The sequence below is a fragment of the Brevibacterium sp. CFH 10365 genome, assembly GCF_009299785.1.
Lineage (GTDB): Bacteria > Actinomycetota > Actinomycetes > Actinomycetales > Brevibacteriaceae > Brevibacterium > Brevibacterium limosum.
Genome location: NZ_VIGO01000001.1, coordinates 748,746 through 766,262, shown reverse-complemented (window position 1 = coordinate 766,262; position 17,517 = coordinate 748,746). Strand labels below are relative to the sequence as shown.

The following is a 17,517-nucleotide window of genomic DNA, read 5'->3' as shown; positions in this document are numbered from 1 at the left end:
TGCTGGGCCGCCGTCGGGTAGCAAGTGGGGTCAGTGGTGGGCTAGCAGGGCGACGAAGTCCTCGACTCCGGTGAGTTCGATGTCGTCGCGCCGACCGGCCTCCCAGGCCTCACGAGTCAGTCGCCATCGCTGCAGAAGCCCGGGCTCGCCGCGGCGGATGTCCCACTCGACACCATTGCGGGCATATCCCAACGCTTCGGATACTCGATTGGATCCGATGTTGTCGATGAAGGCGTCGGAGCCGGCCTCCCTGGCGTCGAGTCCGGCGAAGGCCAGGTGGAGCATCGCGCTGCGCATCTCCGTGCCGAGGCCGCGTCCGCGTACGTCCGTCGACAGCCAGGAGAACGAGAGGACCGTCCCGCAGGTGTCGAACTTCTCCGCGATGAGGTCCTGCATGCCCACCGCTTGACCGTCGACGAGGACGGCGAATCCCAAACGGAACTCCGCGGGCCCGAATCGCCCGCGTCCGCGCCACACGCTCTGCAGCCATTTGCTCACCCGCACGTCCGGGTCGGATTCGTAGAAGGACATCGGGTCGTCGTAGGGGGCGGGTTCGGCGAAGACCTTGCCCTCTCGCACGAGTGGCGCGAGCGCCGCGAGCTTCTCGTCGTCGGCACCGACGAGCTCGAGTCGGGGCGTCTTCACCCGGATCTGCAGTGGCGGGTAGCCGATCATGAGACCAACCTAAGCCAGCGGGACCGAATCCACAATGGCTTGCCGACCGCGCATGGGACCCGGTTTCGCAATCGCCCGGTAGCCTGGGAACAGTCCGAACGAAGCCGACCACAGGTGGTGGCCCCATGGCCCGATCAGTTTCACCCGCTCAGTCCGACTCGCACACGAATTCGGCCGATCGTCCGACCCCGACGGCCGTCGTCTTCGACCTCGGCAATGTGCTCATCGGCTGGGACCAGACAGGGCCGTTGGCTGATCGCATGAGTGCCGAGGAGTGGCAGTCCTTCGCCGAGGCGGCCGACTTCCCCACGCTCAATACCGCAGCGGACTCCGGGGTTCCGATCACCGAGGTCATCGCCCGCGCCGCCGAGGCGGACCCCTACCACGGTGAGATCGTCACCGGCTATTACGAGAACTTCGCAAAGTCCTTGACCGGTCCCATCGACGGCATGGCCGAGATCGTCGCCGAGCTGCGCGACTCCGGCGTCCGCCTGCTCGGACTGTCGAACTGGTCGGCTGAGACCATTCATCACGCACCCGTCGTCGCCCCTGCGATCAGCGAACTCGAGGACATCGTCGTCTCGGGTCGAGTCGGGCTGGTCAAACCCGATCCGGCGATCTTCGAGCTGACCCGCGACCGTTTCGGTCTCGACCCGGACCGCACCGTCTTCGTCGATGATCTGCCTGCCAATGTGGAGGCGGCCGAACGACTCGGCTTCGTCGGCCATGTCTTCTCAGGCGCCGCCTCGCTGCGAGAGGATCTGTCCGATCTCGGACTGCTCTGCTCATAACAGCATCCCCTTTGGGTATCACGCACCCGCAATCGGCCTCGAGCACCCGCGCGGGGACCCCGCTGATACTGTGAGAATCGTCCGCGCCTGGAGAGTCCACCCGCGACCTGATCACAGGAGACACGATGACGACACCCGCATTCCTCGACTCCATCGACACCCAGCTGGACTGGCAGCGTGAGGTCTACAAAGACCTCCACCGCCACCCCGAAGTCAGCCTCGACGAGCATAAGACCGCCGATCGCATAGCTTCGGAATTGGGTGAACTCGGCCTCGAGGTCATTCGGATCTCTGCCACCGGTCTGGTGGCCGTCATCGACAACGGCACCGGGCCCACCGTCCTCGCGCGAGCCGATATCGATGCTCTCCCCGTCGCCGAGGACACCGGTCTCGACTACGCGTCCACCGTTGACGGGGTCATGCACGCCTGCGGTCACGATATGCACGCGGCCGCCCTCCTCGGCGCGGTGCGCCTGCTCAATGAGAATCGTGATGCCTGGTCAGGCACCTATATCGCCTTGTTCCAACCGGCAGAGGAGAACGCGGCAGGAGCGAAGGCGATGATCGACGACGGACTGACGTCGAAGGTTCCGACACCCGATGTGGCCTTGGCCCAGCACGTCATGCCGTTGCCGGCCGGCACGATCTATACCGCTGCGGGCCCGGTGATGTCGGCCGGGGATTCGGTGAAGATCACGGTCTTCGGCCGGGGCGCTCACGGGTCGATGCCGCACCTGTCCGTCGATCCCGTGGTGATTGCCGCCTCGATCGTCCTGCGCCTGCAGACGATCGTGTCTCGGGAAACCGAGCCGGGTGAGTTCGCTGTCGTCACCGTCGGGGCCTCGAACGCGGGATCGAAGTCGAACATCATCCCTGACCGGGCCGAGCTGCTGCTCAATGTCCGCACCTACGACACCGCGGTGCGGAAGAGGGTCATCGCGTCGATCGAGCGGATCGTCCGCGGCGAATGCGAAGCAGCCGGGTCCCCGAAGGAACCGACGTTCGAGTACTTCGACCAGTTTCCGCTGACGGACAACAGTGAGACCGTCAACGACACCGTCACCGAGGCGCTCACCGAGTTCTTCGGCGCCGAGGCGGTGCAGGAGGCCGACCCGGCGACCGCGTCGGAGGACTTCAGCGAACTGCCGAATGCCTTCGGCATCCCTTATGCCTACTGGTTCGTCGGATCCTTCGACGCCGAGAAGTACAAGGCGGCCGAGGAGGCGGGGACGGTGCTCACGGATGTTCCGGCCAATCATTCGCCGTTCTTCGCCCCCGAACTCGAGCCGACCCTCGAGATCGCGACGAAGGCGCAGGTGGTCGGAGCTTTGGCCTACCTCGGCGGCTGAATCATGATCACGCGGTCGGCAGAGGCCTTCGCAGCCCGCGGCCTGTGTCGACCGCGGAACTCAGCCTCGTCTCTCCTCACCGAGCTTCGAAATCATCCTTCAGCGCCGTGAGCGTCCGCCGGATATTCAGACGCTGGAAATCCGCGAAGCTCCTCCCACGCGTGACGATGTGATCGAAGACCCAGGCCAGCCAGTCTGGCCACCCACGGCGATCATCCGTCCACGACTCGGTCACTCGTGTCATCCCTCCGAGGTCCTCGAACTCGTAGGCCCAGCTCGCGTTCGCTCCTGCGATGCTCGGAGTGCGGGGGCCGATCCGGCGCACGGTGAAGGCGAACCGCTTGCCGGGCACAGAGTCGGTGACGACGCATTCGGTTACCCACGTCGTCGGCCCGCGACGGTTCGTGCCATCGAACACATCGCCGGCTTGCAGAGGACCGGAGGATGAGAGCGTGGTCGCTCCGGTGTTCTCCGGACTCCATCGGGGCATCTGCGTCGGATCGGCGATCTGCTCCCACAGCGCGGCGGCATCCGCTTTGATCATCACGCTGTCGCTGACCTGCATCGTTCGTGTCATCACTGTCCCTTCGTCTCTCGTCCCACCCTAGGGGCACGGGGTAGCCTGACGTCTATGCACCCTCCCCGGACGTCTCGTCTGAGACTGCGCGAGATGTCGATGGCCGACCTCGACGACATGGCCGCACTGCTCGGCGATTCCACGGTCATGGAGTTCTATCCGGCCCCCAAGAATCGCGACGAGGCGGCGGCATGGATCGACTGGAATATGCGCAACTACGCGGAGCACGGTTTCGGACTGTGGATTGCGGAGACCTATGACGGCGAGTTCATCGGCGACTGCGGTCTCTCCTGGCAGACGGTGAACGGGGCCCCTCATCTTGAGGTCGGGTTTCACGTGAGGGTCGCGGCTCAGGGGAAGGGCTTTGCCACCGAGGCGGCCCTGGCCTGCCGTGACCATGCACGCGACCTCGGGGTCGCTCAGCACCTCGTCGCAATCATCCACCAGGCGAACCGAGCGTCTCAGCGGGTCGCCGAGAAGCTCGGCATGCGACGAGACCCGTCACTGCGGCACACCTCACCGATCCACGAGGTGTACTCGCTGGTCCTGTCATCGACGTCGCCGACCGAAGCGGGCCGGGACGAATGACGGTCCGGGTCTCCGATGACGAGGTCATCGCCTTTCGCCTCGCCTCCCACCATCTCAGCGCGGCCGCGGCACGAATGGGTCGAGTCCGAAGGCTGCCGAGCGCTCGGATCACTTGCGAGGATCGACTTCGCCACGCCCCGAACCAGCGAGTTCACTGACCAGAGTGCGGGCCAGAGCTCCGAGCCGGAATCGCTCAGGGATCACGGTTCTGATCCCCTGTTCATGCAGCGGAGCTGCGGTGACGTCGCCGACCGCAGCCGCCACCACACCGTGTGCATCGTTGAACGCTTCGACCACAGCGGGCAGCAGGCCCTGTTCTTCAGCCACCGCAAGGAACGCTGCGGCACCGGGTGCCGATGTGAAGGCCACGGCGTCGCATCCGCGCTGCGCAACCTCGCGAACCGCGTCGATCACGGCGTCCGGATCGGGGGCCGGACCCCAGCGGTAGAAGATGAGCGAGCGGACGTCGGCTCCTGCCGCGGCGAAGGCCTCGTCGAGCCCGTCGGCGCCGACACCGTGGTGCTGCACGGCGATTCGCAGCCCATCCACGCCCTCACCGAGGAGCACCTCTTCGATCTCTGCGCTGGTCTCGGAGTCGGCGACCCAGTCGGCAGTCAGTCCGGCGGCCTGAATCGCCCCGCGCGCTTTGGGGCCGCGGGCAACGATCCGTGCTCCTGCGAGCATCGCGTGCCACTCCTCGTGCAGTCCCGCGGTCTCGGCCACTTCGCCCCAGCCGGTGAATCCGATGCCGGTCGTGACCACGACGGTGTCAGGTCGGAGTTCGATGAGCTCACGGGTGCGCGCGACGAGTTCGGGGTCGTCGCTGTGCGGGATGACGGACAGGGTCGGTGCATGCACGATCTCCGCGCCGTGCCTTCCGAGAGCGGATGCGAGCTGTTCTGCGCGCCGCTGAGCTGTGAGCACGATGCGACGTCCGGACAGTTCATTGCCGACATCGGTACGGGACTGGACCATACTCATATCCTCTTCTCCCGATTCCACCGGGGCAACTCCTGAGAGGAACAGCAACGCGCTCCTTCCGCCAGTGGGTCCCTCGCCGGGCGCAGCTCAGTTCTGCCGATTGGTTCCGCCCCGGCCCTCCAGGGCGCCGCGGTAGGAGAGCATCTGATCCTTGAGCGCCTGCACAAGTGCGGCGATGGCCGGACGACGCAGCGAATCGGGCCGCAGCACCAGCCAGTAGGGCAGACGTTCGGCCGCCGTGTCGGGGAAGAGGCGCACGAGGTCCGGGTGACGATCGGCCATGAAGCACGGCAGGAAGCCGATACCCGCACCCGCTCGCGTGGCTTCGACGTGAACGAAGACGTTCGTCGAGGTGAGGGCATCTTTCATGGAAGGGAAGAGTCGCCTCGGCGCGTCGAGATCGTCGACCTGGAGCATGGAATCGACGAAGTAGACGAGTCGGTGGTCGCTCAGTTCGTCCACCGAGGCGGGAGTTCCTCGGGCGGCCAGATAGTCGCTCGAGGCATAGAGACCGAGTTCGTAGTCGCCGAGCTTCATGGCCTCGGCTCGGTGCACGCGCGGCTCGCCGACGACGACCTCGATGTCGAGCCCCGAACGCTGCTGCAGGGCTTGGCGGGTGACGGTGACGATTTCGACGCTCAGCCCCGGGTGTCGGTGCCGCAGCTTCGCCACCGCCGGGGAGGCGATATAGGCGCTGAACCCGTCGGTGGCTGTCATGCGAACGACTCCTGTGACCGTGTCAGGGCCCTGGCCCGTGTTCCCGAGTTCGGCAACCGCGGTCTCCATCTGTTCGGCCACCGCGACGGCTCGCTCCCCGAGGTCGGTCAGCTCCCACCCGTCATCGGAACGGGCCAGCACACGTCCGCCCAAGGATTTCTCCAAGGCGGTGATGCGTCGGGAGACCGTCGAATGGGTGAGCCCGAGGTTGTGTGCCGCCGTCGTGAACTTCGCAGTGCGAGAGACGGCCAACAACACGAGCAGGTCGTTGGGCGTGGTGTCCATGTCTGCCATAGTAGGCATACCGTCACGGCTGGTCCTGTTCTCAGCGCTCAGCCGGGTCCCTGATCGCCCCGGAGCGCGACCGCCCAGATCTCAGCCGGACCGGCGTTCGTAGGCGCGTCGGCTGAGAACGGTGATGACCGTGAGGACGAGCATGACCGCGGCAGTCGAGGCGAAGAGCACAGTCCACTGGGCTGCCGCGCCGACAGCACCACCTGCGGCGGCACCCAGTGCGCTGCCGCCGAAGAGGCACCCGGCGAAGAGCGAGACCACTGTGCCTCTGGCCTGCGGCAGCACCGAGGTCGACCACGTCTGCAGGGAGGAATGCAGAAATGACCAGGTGGCTCCGAGCAGCGCGGCGGCAATGAAGACCGTCGGAATCGAAACGTGGACGGCGACCACTGCGTAGCCGATGACGGTCGTCGACCCGCCGAGAGCCATGAGGCGCGGCATCGTCAGTCGTGTGGACAGGAACCTGACCATGCGGCTGGTGACGATGACCCCGAGACCATAGGCGGCCGTCGCCAGACCTGCTGGTCCGGCGCCGACGCCCTGTGCCTGCAGCGCCGGTGCCATGAGTGTGAGCACACCGAGCACTGCTGCGCCCTCGACGAAGGCCAGGCCCACGACGAGCAGAACCCAGCGGTGGCTGATGGCCGACCACAGAGTGCGAAGCATACCGCCGCCGTCGCTGCGGGTCTCACGCAGTCCGTTGAGTCCGAAGCAGCAGACCACGGCTAGCACGGCAGGGACCGCGAAGACGATCCGCCAGTCGAGCCAGTCGGCGATGAGCCCCGAGGCCGCCGTGGCCAGGGCGGTGCCGATGGCGATGGCGGCCATGAGATCGGCCAGAGCCGGTTGGCGATGCTTCTCGGCGACCGTGTCGCCGACATAGGTCAGCGAGGTCGGAACGATCGCCCCGTAGAAAGCCCCGGCGAAGGCACGCGCGATGATGAGTGTGATCAGTCCCGGAGCCAGCGCCGAGGCGAGTCCTGCGATCGCTGCGGCGATGAGGGTCAGACGCATGAGACGGACACGTCCGAACCGGTCGGACAGAACTCCCCAGACCGGTTGGCTGAAACCATAGGCGAGGTAATAGAGGCTGGCGACGGCGAGGCTCTGCGTGAGTGAAGCGCCGAGGTCGGTGGCGATGAGGACGAGCAGCGGGCTGACCGCGAACCGGTCGAAGCTCGAGACGAAGGCCGCCGCGGCTATCGACGACGGAGGCTTGGTCGCTGGCGGGTCGGCTGGAGTCTCACTCACAGCCTTTCACCCTACGCCCGTTCCTCAGATCGAAACGTTCCCGTTCATCGAACGATCGCGCGGGAACGATCCCGCTCAGTCCTCAGCGGACCCTGTGTGGTGAGGGCGAGCGCGTCCATCGCAGCAGAACGACGATTCCGCAGATGAAGAACACGATCCCCGAGGTGACCAGCCCGGTGACGAGGACACCGATGTCGGCCGGTAGGTCGACGTCATCGGCCGGTTCGGTCGGCGCATTCCCCTCCGGGTCGATGAGGACGGAGACCGTATCGCCTTCGTCGAAGTCGTCGAATCCGTCCTTGCCGCGGTAGATCATCGGTTCGGCGACCGGAGTCCCATCGGTGCGTTCGAGAGAGTAGGTGTGCGTGTAGACCTTCCGAGCGTGCCTGCCGTTCGGATTGTGCTGGGTCGTCACGTCGACCTCGTGGTCGACGACGACCACTTCGGTGAGCTCGCCCGCCTGGGACAGTGCCACATCCTCGGCGAGCATCACCGTGCCGATGAGCGCAATGGCGACGAACGGACCGGTGTACCAATACGCCCAAGCCGTCCCCATGAACCGGCGCATCGCCAGGGTGACGCCGACGAACACCAAGCATCCGAGGATGATGGTCACCAGCAGCACGGACGGGAACAGGTACCCGATCGCGAAGACCACGCCGATGCCGAAGAGGAAGACGACACCGGTGATGACGATGCTCAGCGGGTTCCGGCCGCCCTGATTCCAACGGCGGTCCCTCCCACTCTCGTACATCCCGGCACCGCTCATCACTGCGGCATGTTGACGAACCGGGATTTCGCGCCCTGGAACGCCACGGGGATGTCCATCGTCGGACCAGCACGGTGCTTGGCGACGATGATGTCGGCCTCACCGGCGCGTTCGTGTTCCTTGTCGTACATGTCCTCACGGTGGATGAGGAGGACCATGTCCGCGTCCTGCTCGATCGACCCGGACTCACGCAGGTCGGAGATCATCGGCCGCTTGTCCGTGCGCTGCTCGCTGCCGCGGTTGAGCTGGGACAAAGCGATGACCGGGACCTCGAGCTCCTTGGCCAGCAGCTTGAGCGAACGGGAGAACTCCGAGACCTCCTGCTGTCGGGATTCGACCCGTTTGCCCGAGGACATCAGCTGCAGGTAGTCGACGCAGACCATCTGCAGATTGTGCTGCTGCTTGAGCCGCCGACACTTCGCGCGGATCTCGGTCAGAGCCATGTTCGGCGAATCGTCGACGAACAGCGGCGCACTGTTGATCCGCGCCTCGGTCGCGGCCAAGGTCGTCCAATCGTGCGGGCTGAGCTCACCGCGGCGGAGGTTCTGCAGCGGGATCTCCGACTCGGCCGAAAGCAGACGCATGACGAGTTCGTTCTTGCCCATCTCGAGCGAGAAGAACACGGCGGCGGCATCGTTGTGGATCGCGGCCGAGCGGATGATGTCGAGAGCAAGGGTGGACTTGCCGACACCGGGACGGGCGGCGATGACGATCATCGTGCCCGGATGCAGACCGTTGGTGAGGTTGTCGAACTCGGTGAAGCCGGTGGGCACACCCGCGGTCTGACCGTCGGTGTTGCCGTTGCGTTCGATCTCCTGGGCCACCTCGCCGAGGATGTCGGAGAGGATGACGTAATCCTCTGTCGTATGGCGTTCGGTGACCTTGTAGATCTCCGCCTGCGCGGAGTTGACGACGTCATCGGTGTCGCCTTCGGCGTCGTAGCCCATCTGCACGATGCGGGTGCCTGCCTCGACGAGGCGACGCAGCACGGCCTGTTCGCTGACGATCGCGGCGTAGTAGCCGGCGTTGGCAGCGGTCGGGACGGAGGAGATGAGGGTGTGGAGGTAGGCGGCACCGCCGATGCGGGCGAGGTCGCCGGTCTTCGTCAGATAGTTCGCCACCGTCACGGAGTCCGCGGGCTCACCGCGGGAGTAGAGGTCGAGGACCGCCTCGTAGATGGTCTCGTGAGCGGGCTTGTAGAAGTCGTCACCGTTCATCGTCTCGACGCAGTCGGCGATGGCGTCCTTCGACAGAAGCATCGCACCGAGCACGCTCTGCTCGGCCTCGACGTCCTGCGGCGGGGTCCTCAGACCGTCATAGCCCTGGTCGTTGCTCACTTAAGTTCCTCTTCCTCACAGCCTCGGATCGCCCACCCTCATGTGGTGCGCTCCAACTGTACCCGGAGACCCGTGGAGGGTCCCATCGACCCGACACCTGCCATCGTAGGACGCGGCACTGACATCGCAGAGACCCCTCCGACTCCGTCGCAGCACGTCACCGAGGCGGCCCACCGTGAACGGGTGAGCCGCCTCGGTGACGGTGGGGGATCCTCAGTCCCGCGCTCGCCCTGCCGTGGCCACCGAGCGCAGGATCGGCTTCGTCAGCTGCAGCCCGGCACGGATGATTCCGATGCCCACGACGATGGTGAGGAGGATCGTGAGGAACGTGACCGGTTCGAACACGAGGGCGGCCCCGGCCAAGGGCAGGACGAGCATGAGCCCGAGCCCTCCAGCCAGCAGCGACACCCAGATCGCCGGTGCCATGACCGCTCGCACGAGCGCCCGGTGCATGAGCTGGGGGTCGGCGCCGGCGGCATAGAGGTCGGCGAACGTGTCGGCTCGGTCGTGGATGTCGGCGACCTGGTTGATCAGCGCCGAGACGGCGATGAGCACGATCGCGATGCCCATGACGAGCAGCACCCCGGTGAACAGGTCATGGAAAAGATGGAGCTCGGAGGCACTCATCGACTGCGGGTCGTCCTCGGCGGCGTCGAGTCCGAGCTGCATGAGCGCCACCCCGGACCCGCACACGGCCGCGGTAAAGGACGCCATCGCCAGACCGGAGACGCGACGCCAGAACCGCTTCGGCTCATCGGAGACCAGACGGGCGGCGATGAGCCGATCGGCGGTGGCCGCCCGACGTCCGCTGAGGTGGGCGAACCAGCGGACGAGGAGCCCGCCGACGAGGTCGACGACGACGAGGCCGAGGACGAAGAATCCGACCATCGCGGCCAGGACGACTCCCATACCCAGCCCGCCGGCCTGCGTGAGCGCATACACGATCGGCAGCAGGCAGATCACGAGCACCGTGACGAGGACCTTGGCCACGGGGAACTTCCGCTCCATGCTCTTCGTGCGCACCCCCAGCGGGGAGACCGCGACCTTGCGCAGACCGAGCAGCGCCGAACCCGCGCAGACGAGGACCAGGAGGACGACCACGATGACGAGCAGCCAGGCCGGCATGAGCAGATTCTGGTACCCGATGGGTCGGCCCATGAAGTGGATGAGGCTGACCGGCAGCGCGAGCCCCAGATAGCCCACAACGCCGAGGACGATCCCGGCCAGAGCCGGAATCAGCGGTTCGGCCACGGCGAGCGCGGTGATCTGTGAGCGCCGGGCCCCGAGCAGCGACATCGTCGAGAGCCGTTCGTCCTGCCTGCGGGCCGACAGGGTCGCCGAGGCCGAGGCCAGTGTGGAGGCGGGGATGATCAGCAGCGCCGTGGCCAGTCCGGCCAGGGTCTTGTACATGATGTCGAGCCCCTGGTCCGCGGGATCGGAGCTCGGCGGGATCTGGAAGAACATCCAGGCCCCGGCCGCCACGGTCAGGAACAGCGTGGCGCAGGCGAAGAACGCCGCGGCCACGAGCACGGAGCTCGCCGAGGTCAGCGATCTCCGTCCGAGGACGAGGGGAACTGCTGCGAAGGATGTGGACATCGTGTCTCCTCTCAAGCCACCGCCGCCACGGCGTTGCCCCGGTTCTCGGGGGCCGCCTCGGCGAGGGTGCGGTTGTCGGGGTCGACCTCGGTGACCCGGCGGACGAGCGGGCGGGTGGCCTGCAGTCCCAGCCACACCATCGCCACCCCGGCCACGAGGACGGCGGTGACGACTCCGATGGTGAACGGATCGCCGAGGTCGCTCACCGAGGCCATGAGCCAGGCGAGGATCCCACCGAGGAACAGGGAGCCGACGGTGACGAGGAGGATCGGCGACATCACGGCATTCACAGTCACCCGGTGCATCATCTGCTGGGTCATTCCGGCGGCGTGGAGCTCGCGGTAGGTCGTGGCGCGGTCGAGGATGTCAGCGGCCTGGTTGATCGTGGCCGAGACGATGACGAGGACGAAGGCGATGACGAGGGTGAGGATGAGCCCGGTGAAGATGTCGTCGCCGAGGTGCTGGTAGGGGCCCATGACGGCCCGATCCTCGGCGGTGAAGTCCTCCTGACCGCCGCGCATCATCGCCGTTCCCGCCCCGCCGACGACGGCGATGAAGGTGATCATCGCCAGTCCGGCGACCCGGCGCCAGTACTGTCCGGGGGCGTCGGCGATCATTCCGGCGGCAATCACCGAGGCGGGACCGCGGGCGATCCGTGCCGAGATGCCGGCGTGGATGCGGATGCACAGGACGCCGAGGACGCTGATGAGCAGGAGCGCGATGCCGATCGTGGCGATGCTGTAGATGATGGTGGCCGTCGTCGACAGCTGCATCTGAGTGGAGACGTAGGTGGCGATGGCCACGACGAGGACGAGCAGGATGGTCGCGATGACGCGGGCCAGGGGGAACTCCCGTGCCAGGGACCGGGTGCGCACGCCCAGCGGGGAGATCGTGATCTTGCGCAGGCCGATGAGCGAGGCGAGCAGGCAGACGGCCAGGAGGCCCGCGACGACCGCGGCGAGCAGCCAGACCGGCATCAGCAGGGCCTGGTAGCCCAGCGGTTCACCGACGAAGGTGATGAAGCTGAGCGGCCAGGCGATAAGCAGGTAGCCGCCGATTCCGACGAGGATGCCCAGCGAGGCGGGGATGAAGGGTTCGGCGACGGCGACGAGGCGGATCATGCTGCGTTTCGCGCCGAGCAGGGACAGCGTCGAGAGACGTTCGTCCTGGCGACGGGCGCTGAGCTTCGCCGAGGCGACTCCGAGGCTGGTCGCGGGAACGACGAGGAAGACCGTGGCGAGGACCGCGAGGAGCTGGTAGAGCCCGGCCACCTCGGCGTATCCGGTGACCTCGGGGCGGTCGGTGAACGCCCAGACGCCGGCGGCGACGGTGAGGAAGATCGTCGAGCAGGAGAAAAAGGCGATCCCGACGAGCCGCGCCGTCGTCGAGGTCAGGGACTGTCGGGACAGGAGGATGGGAAGGATATTCATCACTGTGCGGCTTCCTGCATCGCCGAGTCGGCGACGATGCGCCCGTCGGCGAGTCTCACGACACGGGAGCAGCGGGCGGCGACGTTCTCGTCATGGGTGACGACGACGAGGGTGGAGCCACGGCCGACAGTGGAGCCCAGCAGCTCGGTGAGGACTTCGGAGGAGGTGCGCGAGTCGAGGGCGCCGGTCGGTTCGTCGGCGAAGGTGACGACGGGCTGGGTGACCTGAGCACGGGCGATCGCCACTCTTTGGGCCTGGCCCCCGGAGAGCTGTCCGATCCGCTTGTTCACATGTTCGCTCAGGCCGAGGCGGTCGAGCCAGGCCCGGGCGTGCGCGGTGGCGTCCGAGCGGTTCATTCCCGCGAGCATGGCGGCGAGCGCGACATTGTCCACGGCCGTGAGCTCGGGCAGCAGCAGTCCCTGTTGGAAGACGAAGCCGAAGACTTCGCGTCGCAGAGCGGTGCGACCGGACTCTTTGAGTGAGGTGATCTCGGCGGCGGCGCTGCGGTCGGTCGGCGAGAGGCGGATCCGGCCGCCGTCGGGGCTGATGATCCCGGCCAGGCAGTGCAGGAGGGTGGTCTTACCGGAACCGGACGGTCCCATGATGGCCAGAGATTCGCCGAGGCCGATCGTGAGGTCGACTCCGGCGAGAGCGTAGGTCTGGTTGAAGTGTTTCGTGACGTTGCCGGCGGTGATGATGGCAGGGTGCTGGTTGACGGTCTGCTGCGTAGGCTGTTGTGCGGCGTTCGGTGAAGAAGTCATGTCTCCATCATTTCTCGCGGCTTCTGCGCCGACCATGAAGTCAGCCCACGAGTGGGGGAAGGAAAACCCAACCCCTGTTGATGGAAAGCCGAAATCTGGCACGGTGCTTGATAGTCTCCAGACACCGCGACATCGACCGAACCGGCGCACGGCCGGAAACCAAGGAGCCATCATGAAGATCAACTGGACTTCCATCTTCGTCAACGATCAGCAGAAAGCCCTGGACTTCTAGACGGACAAACTCGGATTCCTGCCCAAGCACGATATCGACATGGGAGGCCCACGCTGGCTGACGGTCGTCTCACCGGAGGATCCCGACGGAGTCGAGATCGTCCTCGAACCCGATTCTCATCCCGCGGTGGTTCCCTTCACCGAGGCGCTCGTGGCCGACGGGATCCCGATGAATCAGTTCGCCGTCGATGATGTTCAGGCCGAGTACGAGCGGTTGAAGGATCTCGGAGTCACCTTCACTCAGGAGCCCACGACGATGGGGCCGATCACCACTGCCGTCCTCGACGATACGGTCGGCAACCTCATCCAACTCGTCCATCAGGCCGACGGCGCTTAAGGCCGAGCCTGCCTTCGAAGCGGTACCACCGGCAGATCATTTCCATTGGGCGGAAGCATCGGATGGCGTTTCAGGCGACTCCCACTCAGGATGGCAACGGCACCACATGTGTCTCAGGTCACTGTGAATGAGGAGAGTGGGATCGGATTGCAAGGGGAAGCCACAGGGTGACTCTCCCGAGTCTGATTCCGCCTGAGAAACGACTCACTTAGCGAAGGAGCTAATCGGATGCAGTATCACCACAACGGATATGTCGGTCACGACCCTCGAATCAGAGATGCGGAAGGCACAGGAGTTGATCGTGTCGAGGACCTCCCTGACACGATGGACGTCCTCATCGTCGGCGCGGGACCGGCGGGCATAGTACAGGCCGCGCAGCTCACCGAGTATCCCGATGTGCATACTCGAATCATCGAACGGCGTCCAGGTCGCCTCGCAGCCGGTCGAGCAGACGGTCTCTTCCCTCGCAGCTGTGAGACGTTCCAGGCGTTCGAGTTCTATGACGCGATTGCTCAAGAGGCCAGCCATATGCGGGAGATGAGCTTCTGGGGGCCGCATCCCGAACACCCTGCCGAAATAGCACGCGGAGCACGTGCCGCCGATCCTCCGTCGTATGTGAGCGAGTTTCCCATCCTGACGGTGAACCAGGCCCGGGTCATCGACTACTTCGCCGAACGTGCAGCCGATGGTCCCGCCAAGATCAACGTCAACTACGGTTATGAATTCCTCGACCTCACCGTCCACGACACCGGAGAGTACCCGGTGGAAGTCCGCTTAGCAGATGAGCACGGTGTCCGCCGCACAGTGTGGACGAAGTATGTGACTGGCTGCGATGGTGCCCGCAGCAAGGTCCGTGACTGCATCGATGTCGAACTGACCTCCGACTCGACTACTCAGGCGTGGGCAGTCATCGACATCCTCGCCAATACGGACTTCCCGGACTTCCGCACGAGAAGCGGCATCCAGTCGGACAAGGACGGGTCGATTCTGCTCATTCCGCGCGAAGGCGGATTCCTCACCCGGTTCTACGTTTCGCTCGAAGATCCGACGCCGGAGACTCGCAACCGCATCCTGGCCACAACGGCCGAGGAGGCGATCGAACGGGCCAACCGCATTCTCAACCCCTACTCGGTCGACGTCCGAGAAGTCACATGGTTCAGCATCTACGAGGTCCGCCATACCGTGGCACAGAGTTTCGATGATGTCGCCGCGAAGAATGATCCTGATCTGAATCCGCGGGTCTTCATCGCCGGCGATGCGTGCCACACTCACAGCGCCAAGGCCGGTCAGGGGATGAATGTCTCCATTCAGGACGGCTGGAATCTCGCGTGGAAGCTCGGCCAGGTTCTCGTCGGACGCAGCGACGAATCTCTGCTGAGGACGTACAACGACGAGCGTCAGGACGTGGCTCAGAAGCTCATCGACTACGACAAGGAATGGTCGTCGATGATGTCGAGACGTCCCGAAGAGATGGAGAGCCCCCAGGAGATCGTCGACTTCTTCACCGACACTGCGAACTTCCCCGGCGGGTTCGATACGAAGTACACGACGTCACCGATCATCGGAACCGGTGCACGGCAGGAACTGGCCCAGGGTTTCCCGTTGGGCATGCGCTTCAAATCCGCTCCCGTGTCCAGGGTCGCCGACACGACCACGGTCCAGGTCGGTCATCATTTCCGAGCCGACGGTCGCTGGCGCCTGTACGCGTTCGCCGACGCCGATGGTTCCGCTGTCATTGATCTTGCCTCCTGGTTGGAGGAATCGGACGAGTCCCCGGTCAGACTCTTCACACCGGAGAACACCGATATCGACAGCGTCTTCGATGCCAAGGTGATCTATCAGCAGAGCTATCACGATGTCGACCTGCCCCATGCCCCCAGTCTGTTCCTGCCGAAGGTCGGACGCCTACAGGTGATGGATTGGGAGAAGGTCTATGCGGCGATCCCGGACGATGACATCTTCGAAGCCCGCGGCATCAACCGCTCAGGTGCCCTCGTCATCGTCCGTCCGGACATGTATGTGGCTCACGTTCTGCCGCTGAGCGCCCGGAACGAGATCACCGAGTTCTTCGCTCAGTCCATGGTGAGGGACAGGGTTCTCACCCCAGCCTGATCACCGGTGCGGTGCGGATGCGAACTCTCGGGCTGCCGGGGTGAGGCGATGCAGTCGGCCCCTCACCCCGGCAGCAGCACGATGACGGTGTGGATCGCGAGTCCGACGAGGGCGCCGATGACGGTGCCGTTGATGCGGATGTACTGGAGGTCGCGGCCGACGTAGAGTTCGATGCGCTCGGCGGCTTCCTTCGCGTCCCACCGTTCGATGGTGTCGGAGATGACGCTGGCGATCTCGGGCCCGAAGCTCTCTGCCAGATCACCGGCGGTCGTGGCGATCCGGTCGTCGATGCGGCGGGAGAATTCCGAGTCGGTCTGCAGACGCTCGGCGAATTCGCCGATGAGCTGCCAGATGCGGGCACGGACTTCTCCGCCTTCGTCGATGATCGCCTCGCGAAGCAGCTGCTTGAGCGACGTCCAGATCTCGAGCACGGAGTCGACGACCCCGTCCTGGCTGAGCAGGTCGTCGATGATCTCCTCGGCCCGCTGGGACAGCGATGAATCGGATTCGAGGTCGTCGGAGAGGTCGACGAGCCACGCATCAAGCGCCTGGCGGGCCTTGTGGTACTCGTTGTCGCGGACGTCGGCGACCCAGCCGAGCACTTCGCGCTGCAGACGGTTCGCGAGCTGTTCGTTGACGAAATCGGGCACCCAGGACGGTGCCCGGTTGTGGACGATCTCGTCGATGACCTGCGGATTGTCACGCAGCCAGGAGTAGGCTTCGGCGACGATGAGATCGACGAGTTTGTGGTGGGCGCCGTCGAGCACGATCTGGCGCAGCAGCTGCGCCAGCACTGGTGTCTTCCTTGTGGCCACGAGCCGGGGGATGATGACGTTCCGGGTCAGCGCCTTGATGGAGTCGTCATCGATGCGCGCGAGCACATATTCGAGGCCTCCCGCGGCACGGTCGACGACGATGTCGCGGTTGCCGGGCTTGGCCAGCCACTGTCCGGCTCGATGGGAGATCTCGGCGGATCGGATCTTCGTGGACACCGCCTCGGCGTGGAGGAAATTCGCGGCGACGAAGGCCGACAGACTCGCACCGAGGGTGTCTTTCTTGCGCGGGATGATCGCGGTGTGCGGGATCGGCAGTCCGAGGGGATGACGGAAGAGCGCGGTGACGGCGAACCAGTCGGCGATCGCGCCGATCATCGCCGCCTCCGAGGCTCGGGAGACGAATCCCCAGACGCCCGTGTTGTCGGTGAAGATATGAGTGGAGAGGAAGATGAGCGTGGCGAGAATGAGCAGCGAGAGCGCGAGAGTGCGCATCTTCTTCAGCCCGCGAGCGCGCTCTTGATCCTCCGGCGTGAGCTCTGCCGGCCCGCCGGTTCCGCTTCCGGCGCCGAAGCGCGGCACGGATGGTGTCTTCTCGATCGACATCGTTACCCCCTGCTCCACGACTTTAGCGAAACCAGCGCCCTCGACCCGCATCCTCAGCCGGGTTCACAGCTGAGAATTCGGCGTGCAGTCCGAGCCGGAGTTCAGCGGAACCGCGATCAGGCATCCAACACCGTTGGCATCACACCTACCCGCTGCCCACACTATGCACCGTTCGCGACTTAACGCCCCGGTGCATCGGTTGGTTATGCGGCTGCCCGTAGGAGAAGACCTCCTGTCCCGAGGCCGACGCGGCGGGCCCTGGGTCTGTCGAATTCGCGGAGTTCCCCGAGCCCGCGTCGATCATCGTGTGACAGGGGATGGCCGCCTGCGGAAGCGCCGCGA

General features: G+C 65.4%; 15 protein-coding genes and 1 pseudogene. 5 read left to right on the top strand and 11 right to left on the bottom strand.

Translation table 11 applies throughout. The features are described 5' to 3' along the window. Positions 1-30 precede the first annotated feature (30 nt). On the bottom strand, positions 31-675 hold the full coding sequence (locus FHG09_RS03230; RefSeq protein ID WP_152346220.1) for a GNAT family N-acetyltransferase: 645 nt from the start codon (positions 673-675) through the stop codon (positions 31-33). 125 nt (positions 676-800) lie between these two features. Here FHG09_RS03230 and FHG09_RS03225 point away from each other — a divergent pair, with 125 nt between their 5' ends. Together FHG09_RS03225 and FHG09_RS03220 are read left to right on the top strand one after the other, a co-directional pair. Beyond that, positions 801-1,466, top strand: coding sequence for an HAD family hydrolase (locus FHG09_RS03225; RefSeq protein ID WP_152346219.1), 666 nt, complete (start codon positions 801-803; stop codon positions 1,464-1,466). Between the two features lie 125 nt (positions 1,467-1,591). Next, a complete protein-coding gene (locus FHG09_RS03220) occupies positions 1,592-2,815 on the top strand; it encodes an amidohydrolase (RefSeq protein ID WP_152346218.1) in 1,224 nt (407 codons plus the stop codon). A gap of 76 nt (positions 2,816-2,891) precedes the next feature. On the opposite strand, the gene FHG09_RS03215 is transcribed toward FHG09_RS03220, so the two are convergent. Then, positions 2,892-3,392, bottom strand: a complete 501-nt coding sequence (locus FHG09_RS03215; protein WP_152346217.1) for an SRPBCC family protein — start codon at positions 3,390-3,392, stop codon at positions 2,892-2,894. Between the two features lie 54 nt (positions 3,393-3,446). On the opposite strand from FHG09_RS03215, the gene FHG09_RS03210 reads away from it, so the two are divergent. After that, positions 3,447-3,980 (top strand): GNAT family N-acetyltransferase, encoded by a 534-nt coding sequence (locus FHG09_RS03210; protein ID WP_152346216.1) that lies wholly within the window; start codon positions 3,447-3,449, stop codon positions 3,978-3,980. Between the two features lie 108 nt (positions 3,981-4,088). Here FHG09_RS03210 and FHG09_RS03205 read toward each other — a convergent pair whose 3' ends face one another. The 8 genes from FHG09_RS03205 to FHG09_RS03170 form a co-directional block, all read right to left on the bottom strand. Next, positions 4,089-4,961: a uroporphyrinogen-III synthase gene (locus FHG09_RS03205; protein WP_227492513.1), complete on the bottom strand. Its 873-nt coding sequence runs from the start codon at positions 4,959-4,961 to the stop codon at positions 4,089-4,091. 87 nt (positions 4,962-5,048) lie between these two features. Then, entirely contained in the window at positions 5,049-5,963 is a 915-nt protein-coding gene (locus FHG09_RS03200; RefSeq protein WP_152346215.1) for a LysR family transcriptional regulator, read from the bottom strand. Positions 5,964-6,053: 90 nt separating this feature from the next. Then, positions 6,054-7,223, bottom strand: a complete 1,170-nt coding sequence (locus FHG09_RS03195; protein ID WP_152346214.1) for an MFS transporter — start codon at positions 7,221-7,223, stop codon at positions 6,054-6,056. 82 nt (positions 7,224-7,305) lie between these two features. Further along, the gene (locus tag FHG09_RS03190) at positions 7,306-7,977 is read right to left on the bottom strand and encodes a hypothetical protein (protein ID WP_152346213.1); all 672 of its coding nucleotides are present in this window, start codon (positions 7,975-7,977) and stop codon (positions 7,306-7,308) included. Between the two features lie 14 nt (positions 7,978-7,991). Beyond that, positions 7,992-9,329 (bottom strand): replicative DNA helicase, encoded by a 1,338-nt coding sequence (dnaB, locus tag FHG09_RS03185; protein ID WP_152346212.1) that lies wholly within the window; start codon positions 9,327-9,329, stop codon positions 7,992-7,994. 213 nt (positions 9,330-9,542) lie between these two features. Continuing rightward, positions 9,543-10,925 (bottom strand): FtsX-like permease family protein, encoded by a 1,383-nt coding sequence (locus FHG09_RS03180; protein ID WP_152346211.1) that lies wholly within the window; start codon positions 10,923-10,925, stop codon positions 9,543-9,545. Positions 10,926-10,936: 11 nt separating this feature from the next. After that, the gene (locus FHG09_RS03175; RefSeq protein WP_152346210.1) at positions 10,937-12,355 is read right to left on the bottom strand and encodes an FtsX-like permease family protein; all 1,419 of its coding nucleotides are present in this window, start codon (positions 12,353-12,355) and stop codon (positions 10,937-10,939) included. Then, entirely contained in the window at positions 12,355-13,116 is a 762-nt protein-coding gene (locus FHG09_RS03170; RefSeq protein WP_152346209.1) for an ABC transporter ATP-binding protein, read from the bottom strand. The genes FHG09_RS03175 and FHG09_RS03170 overlap by 1 nt, the downstream gene beginning before the upstream one ends. Before the next feature lie 172 nt (positions 13,117-13,288). Here FHG09_RS03170 and FHG09_RS03165 point away from each other — a divergent pair. Then, a pseudogene (locus tag FHG09_RS03165) lies at positions 13,289-13,684 on the top strand (VOC family protein). 228 nt (positions 13,685-13,912) lie between these two features. Beyond that, on the top strand, positions 13,913-15,796 hold the full coding sequence (locus FHG09_RS03160; protein WP_152346208.1) for an FAD-dependent monooxygenase: 1,884 nt from the start codon (positions 13,913-13,915) through the stop codon (positions 15,794-15,796). Positions 15,797-15,858: 62 nt separating this feature from the next. On the opposite strand, the gene FHG09_RS03155 is transcribed toward FHG09_RS03160, so the two are convergent. Then, positions 15,859-17,175 carry a DUF445 domain-containing protein gene (locus FHG09_RS03155; RefSeq protein WP_152346207.1) on the bottom strand — a complete coding sequence of 439 codons (1,317 nt, stop codon included), beginning with the start codon at positions 17,173-17,175 and terminating at the stop codon, positions 15,859-15,861. Positions 17,176-17,517 lie beyond the last annotated feature (342 nt).

Coding starts and splice junctions, on each gene's coding strand:
- FHG09_RS03230 (WP_152346220.1), bottom strand. CDS start 675: ATGATCGGCTACCCGCCACTGCAGATCCGGGTGAAGACGCCCCGACTC.
- FHG09_RS03225 (WP_152346219.1), top strand. CDS start 801: ATGGCCCGATCAGTTTCACCCGCTCAGTCCGACTCGCACACGAATTCG.
- FHG09_RS03220 (WP_152346218.1), top strand. CDS start 1,592: ATGACGACACCCGCATTCCTCGACTCCATCGACACCCAGCTGGACTGG.
- FHG09_RS03215 (WP_152346217.1), bottom strand. CDS start 3,392: ATGACACGAACGATGCAGGTCAGCGACAGCGTGATGATCAAAGCGGAT.
- FHG09_RS03210 (WP_152346216.1), top strand. CDS start 3,447: ATGCACCCTCCCCGGACGTCTCGTCTGAGACTGCGCGAGATGTCGATG.
- FHG09_RS03205 (WP_227492513.1), bottom strand. CDS start 4,961: ATGAGTATGGTCCAGTCCCGTACCGATGTCGGCAATGAACTGTCCGGA.
- FHG09_RS03200 (WP_152346215.1), bottom strand. CDS start 5,963: ATGGACACCACGCCCAACGACCTGCTCGTGTTGTTGGCCGTCTCTCGC.
- FHG09_RS03190 (WP_152346213.1), bottom strand. CDS start 7,977: ATGTACGAGAGTGGGAGGGACCGCCGTTGGAATCAGGGCGGCCGGAAC.
- FHG09_RS03180 (WP_152346211.1), bottom strand. CDS start 10,925: ATGTCCACATCCTTCGCAGCAGTTCCCCTCGTCCTCGGACGGAGATCG.
- FHG09_RS03175 (WP_152346210.1), bottom strand. CDS start 12,355: ATGAATATCCTTCCCATCCTCCTGTCCCGACAGTCCCTGACCTCGACG.
- FHG09_RS03170 (WP_152346209.1), bottom strand. CDS start 13,116: ATGACTTCTTCACCGAACGCCGCACAACAGCCTACGCAGCAGACCGTC.
- FHG09_RS03160 (WP_152346208.1), top strand. CDS start 13,913: ATGCAGTATCACCACAACGGATATGTCGGTCACGACCCTCGAATCAGA.
- FHG09_RS03155 (WP_152346207.1), bottom strand. CDS start 17,175: ATGTCGATCGAGAAGACACCATCCGTGCCGCGCTTCGGCGCCGGAAGC.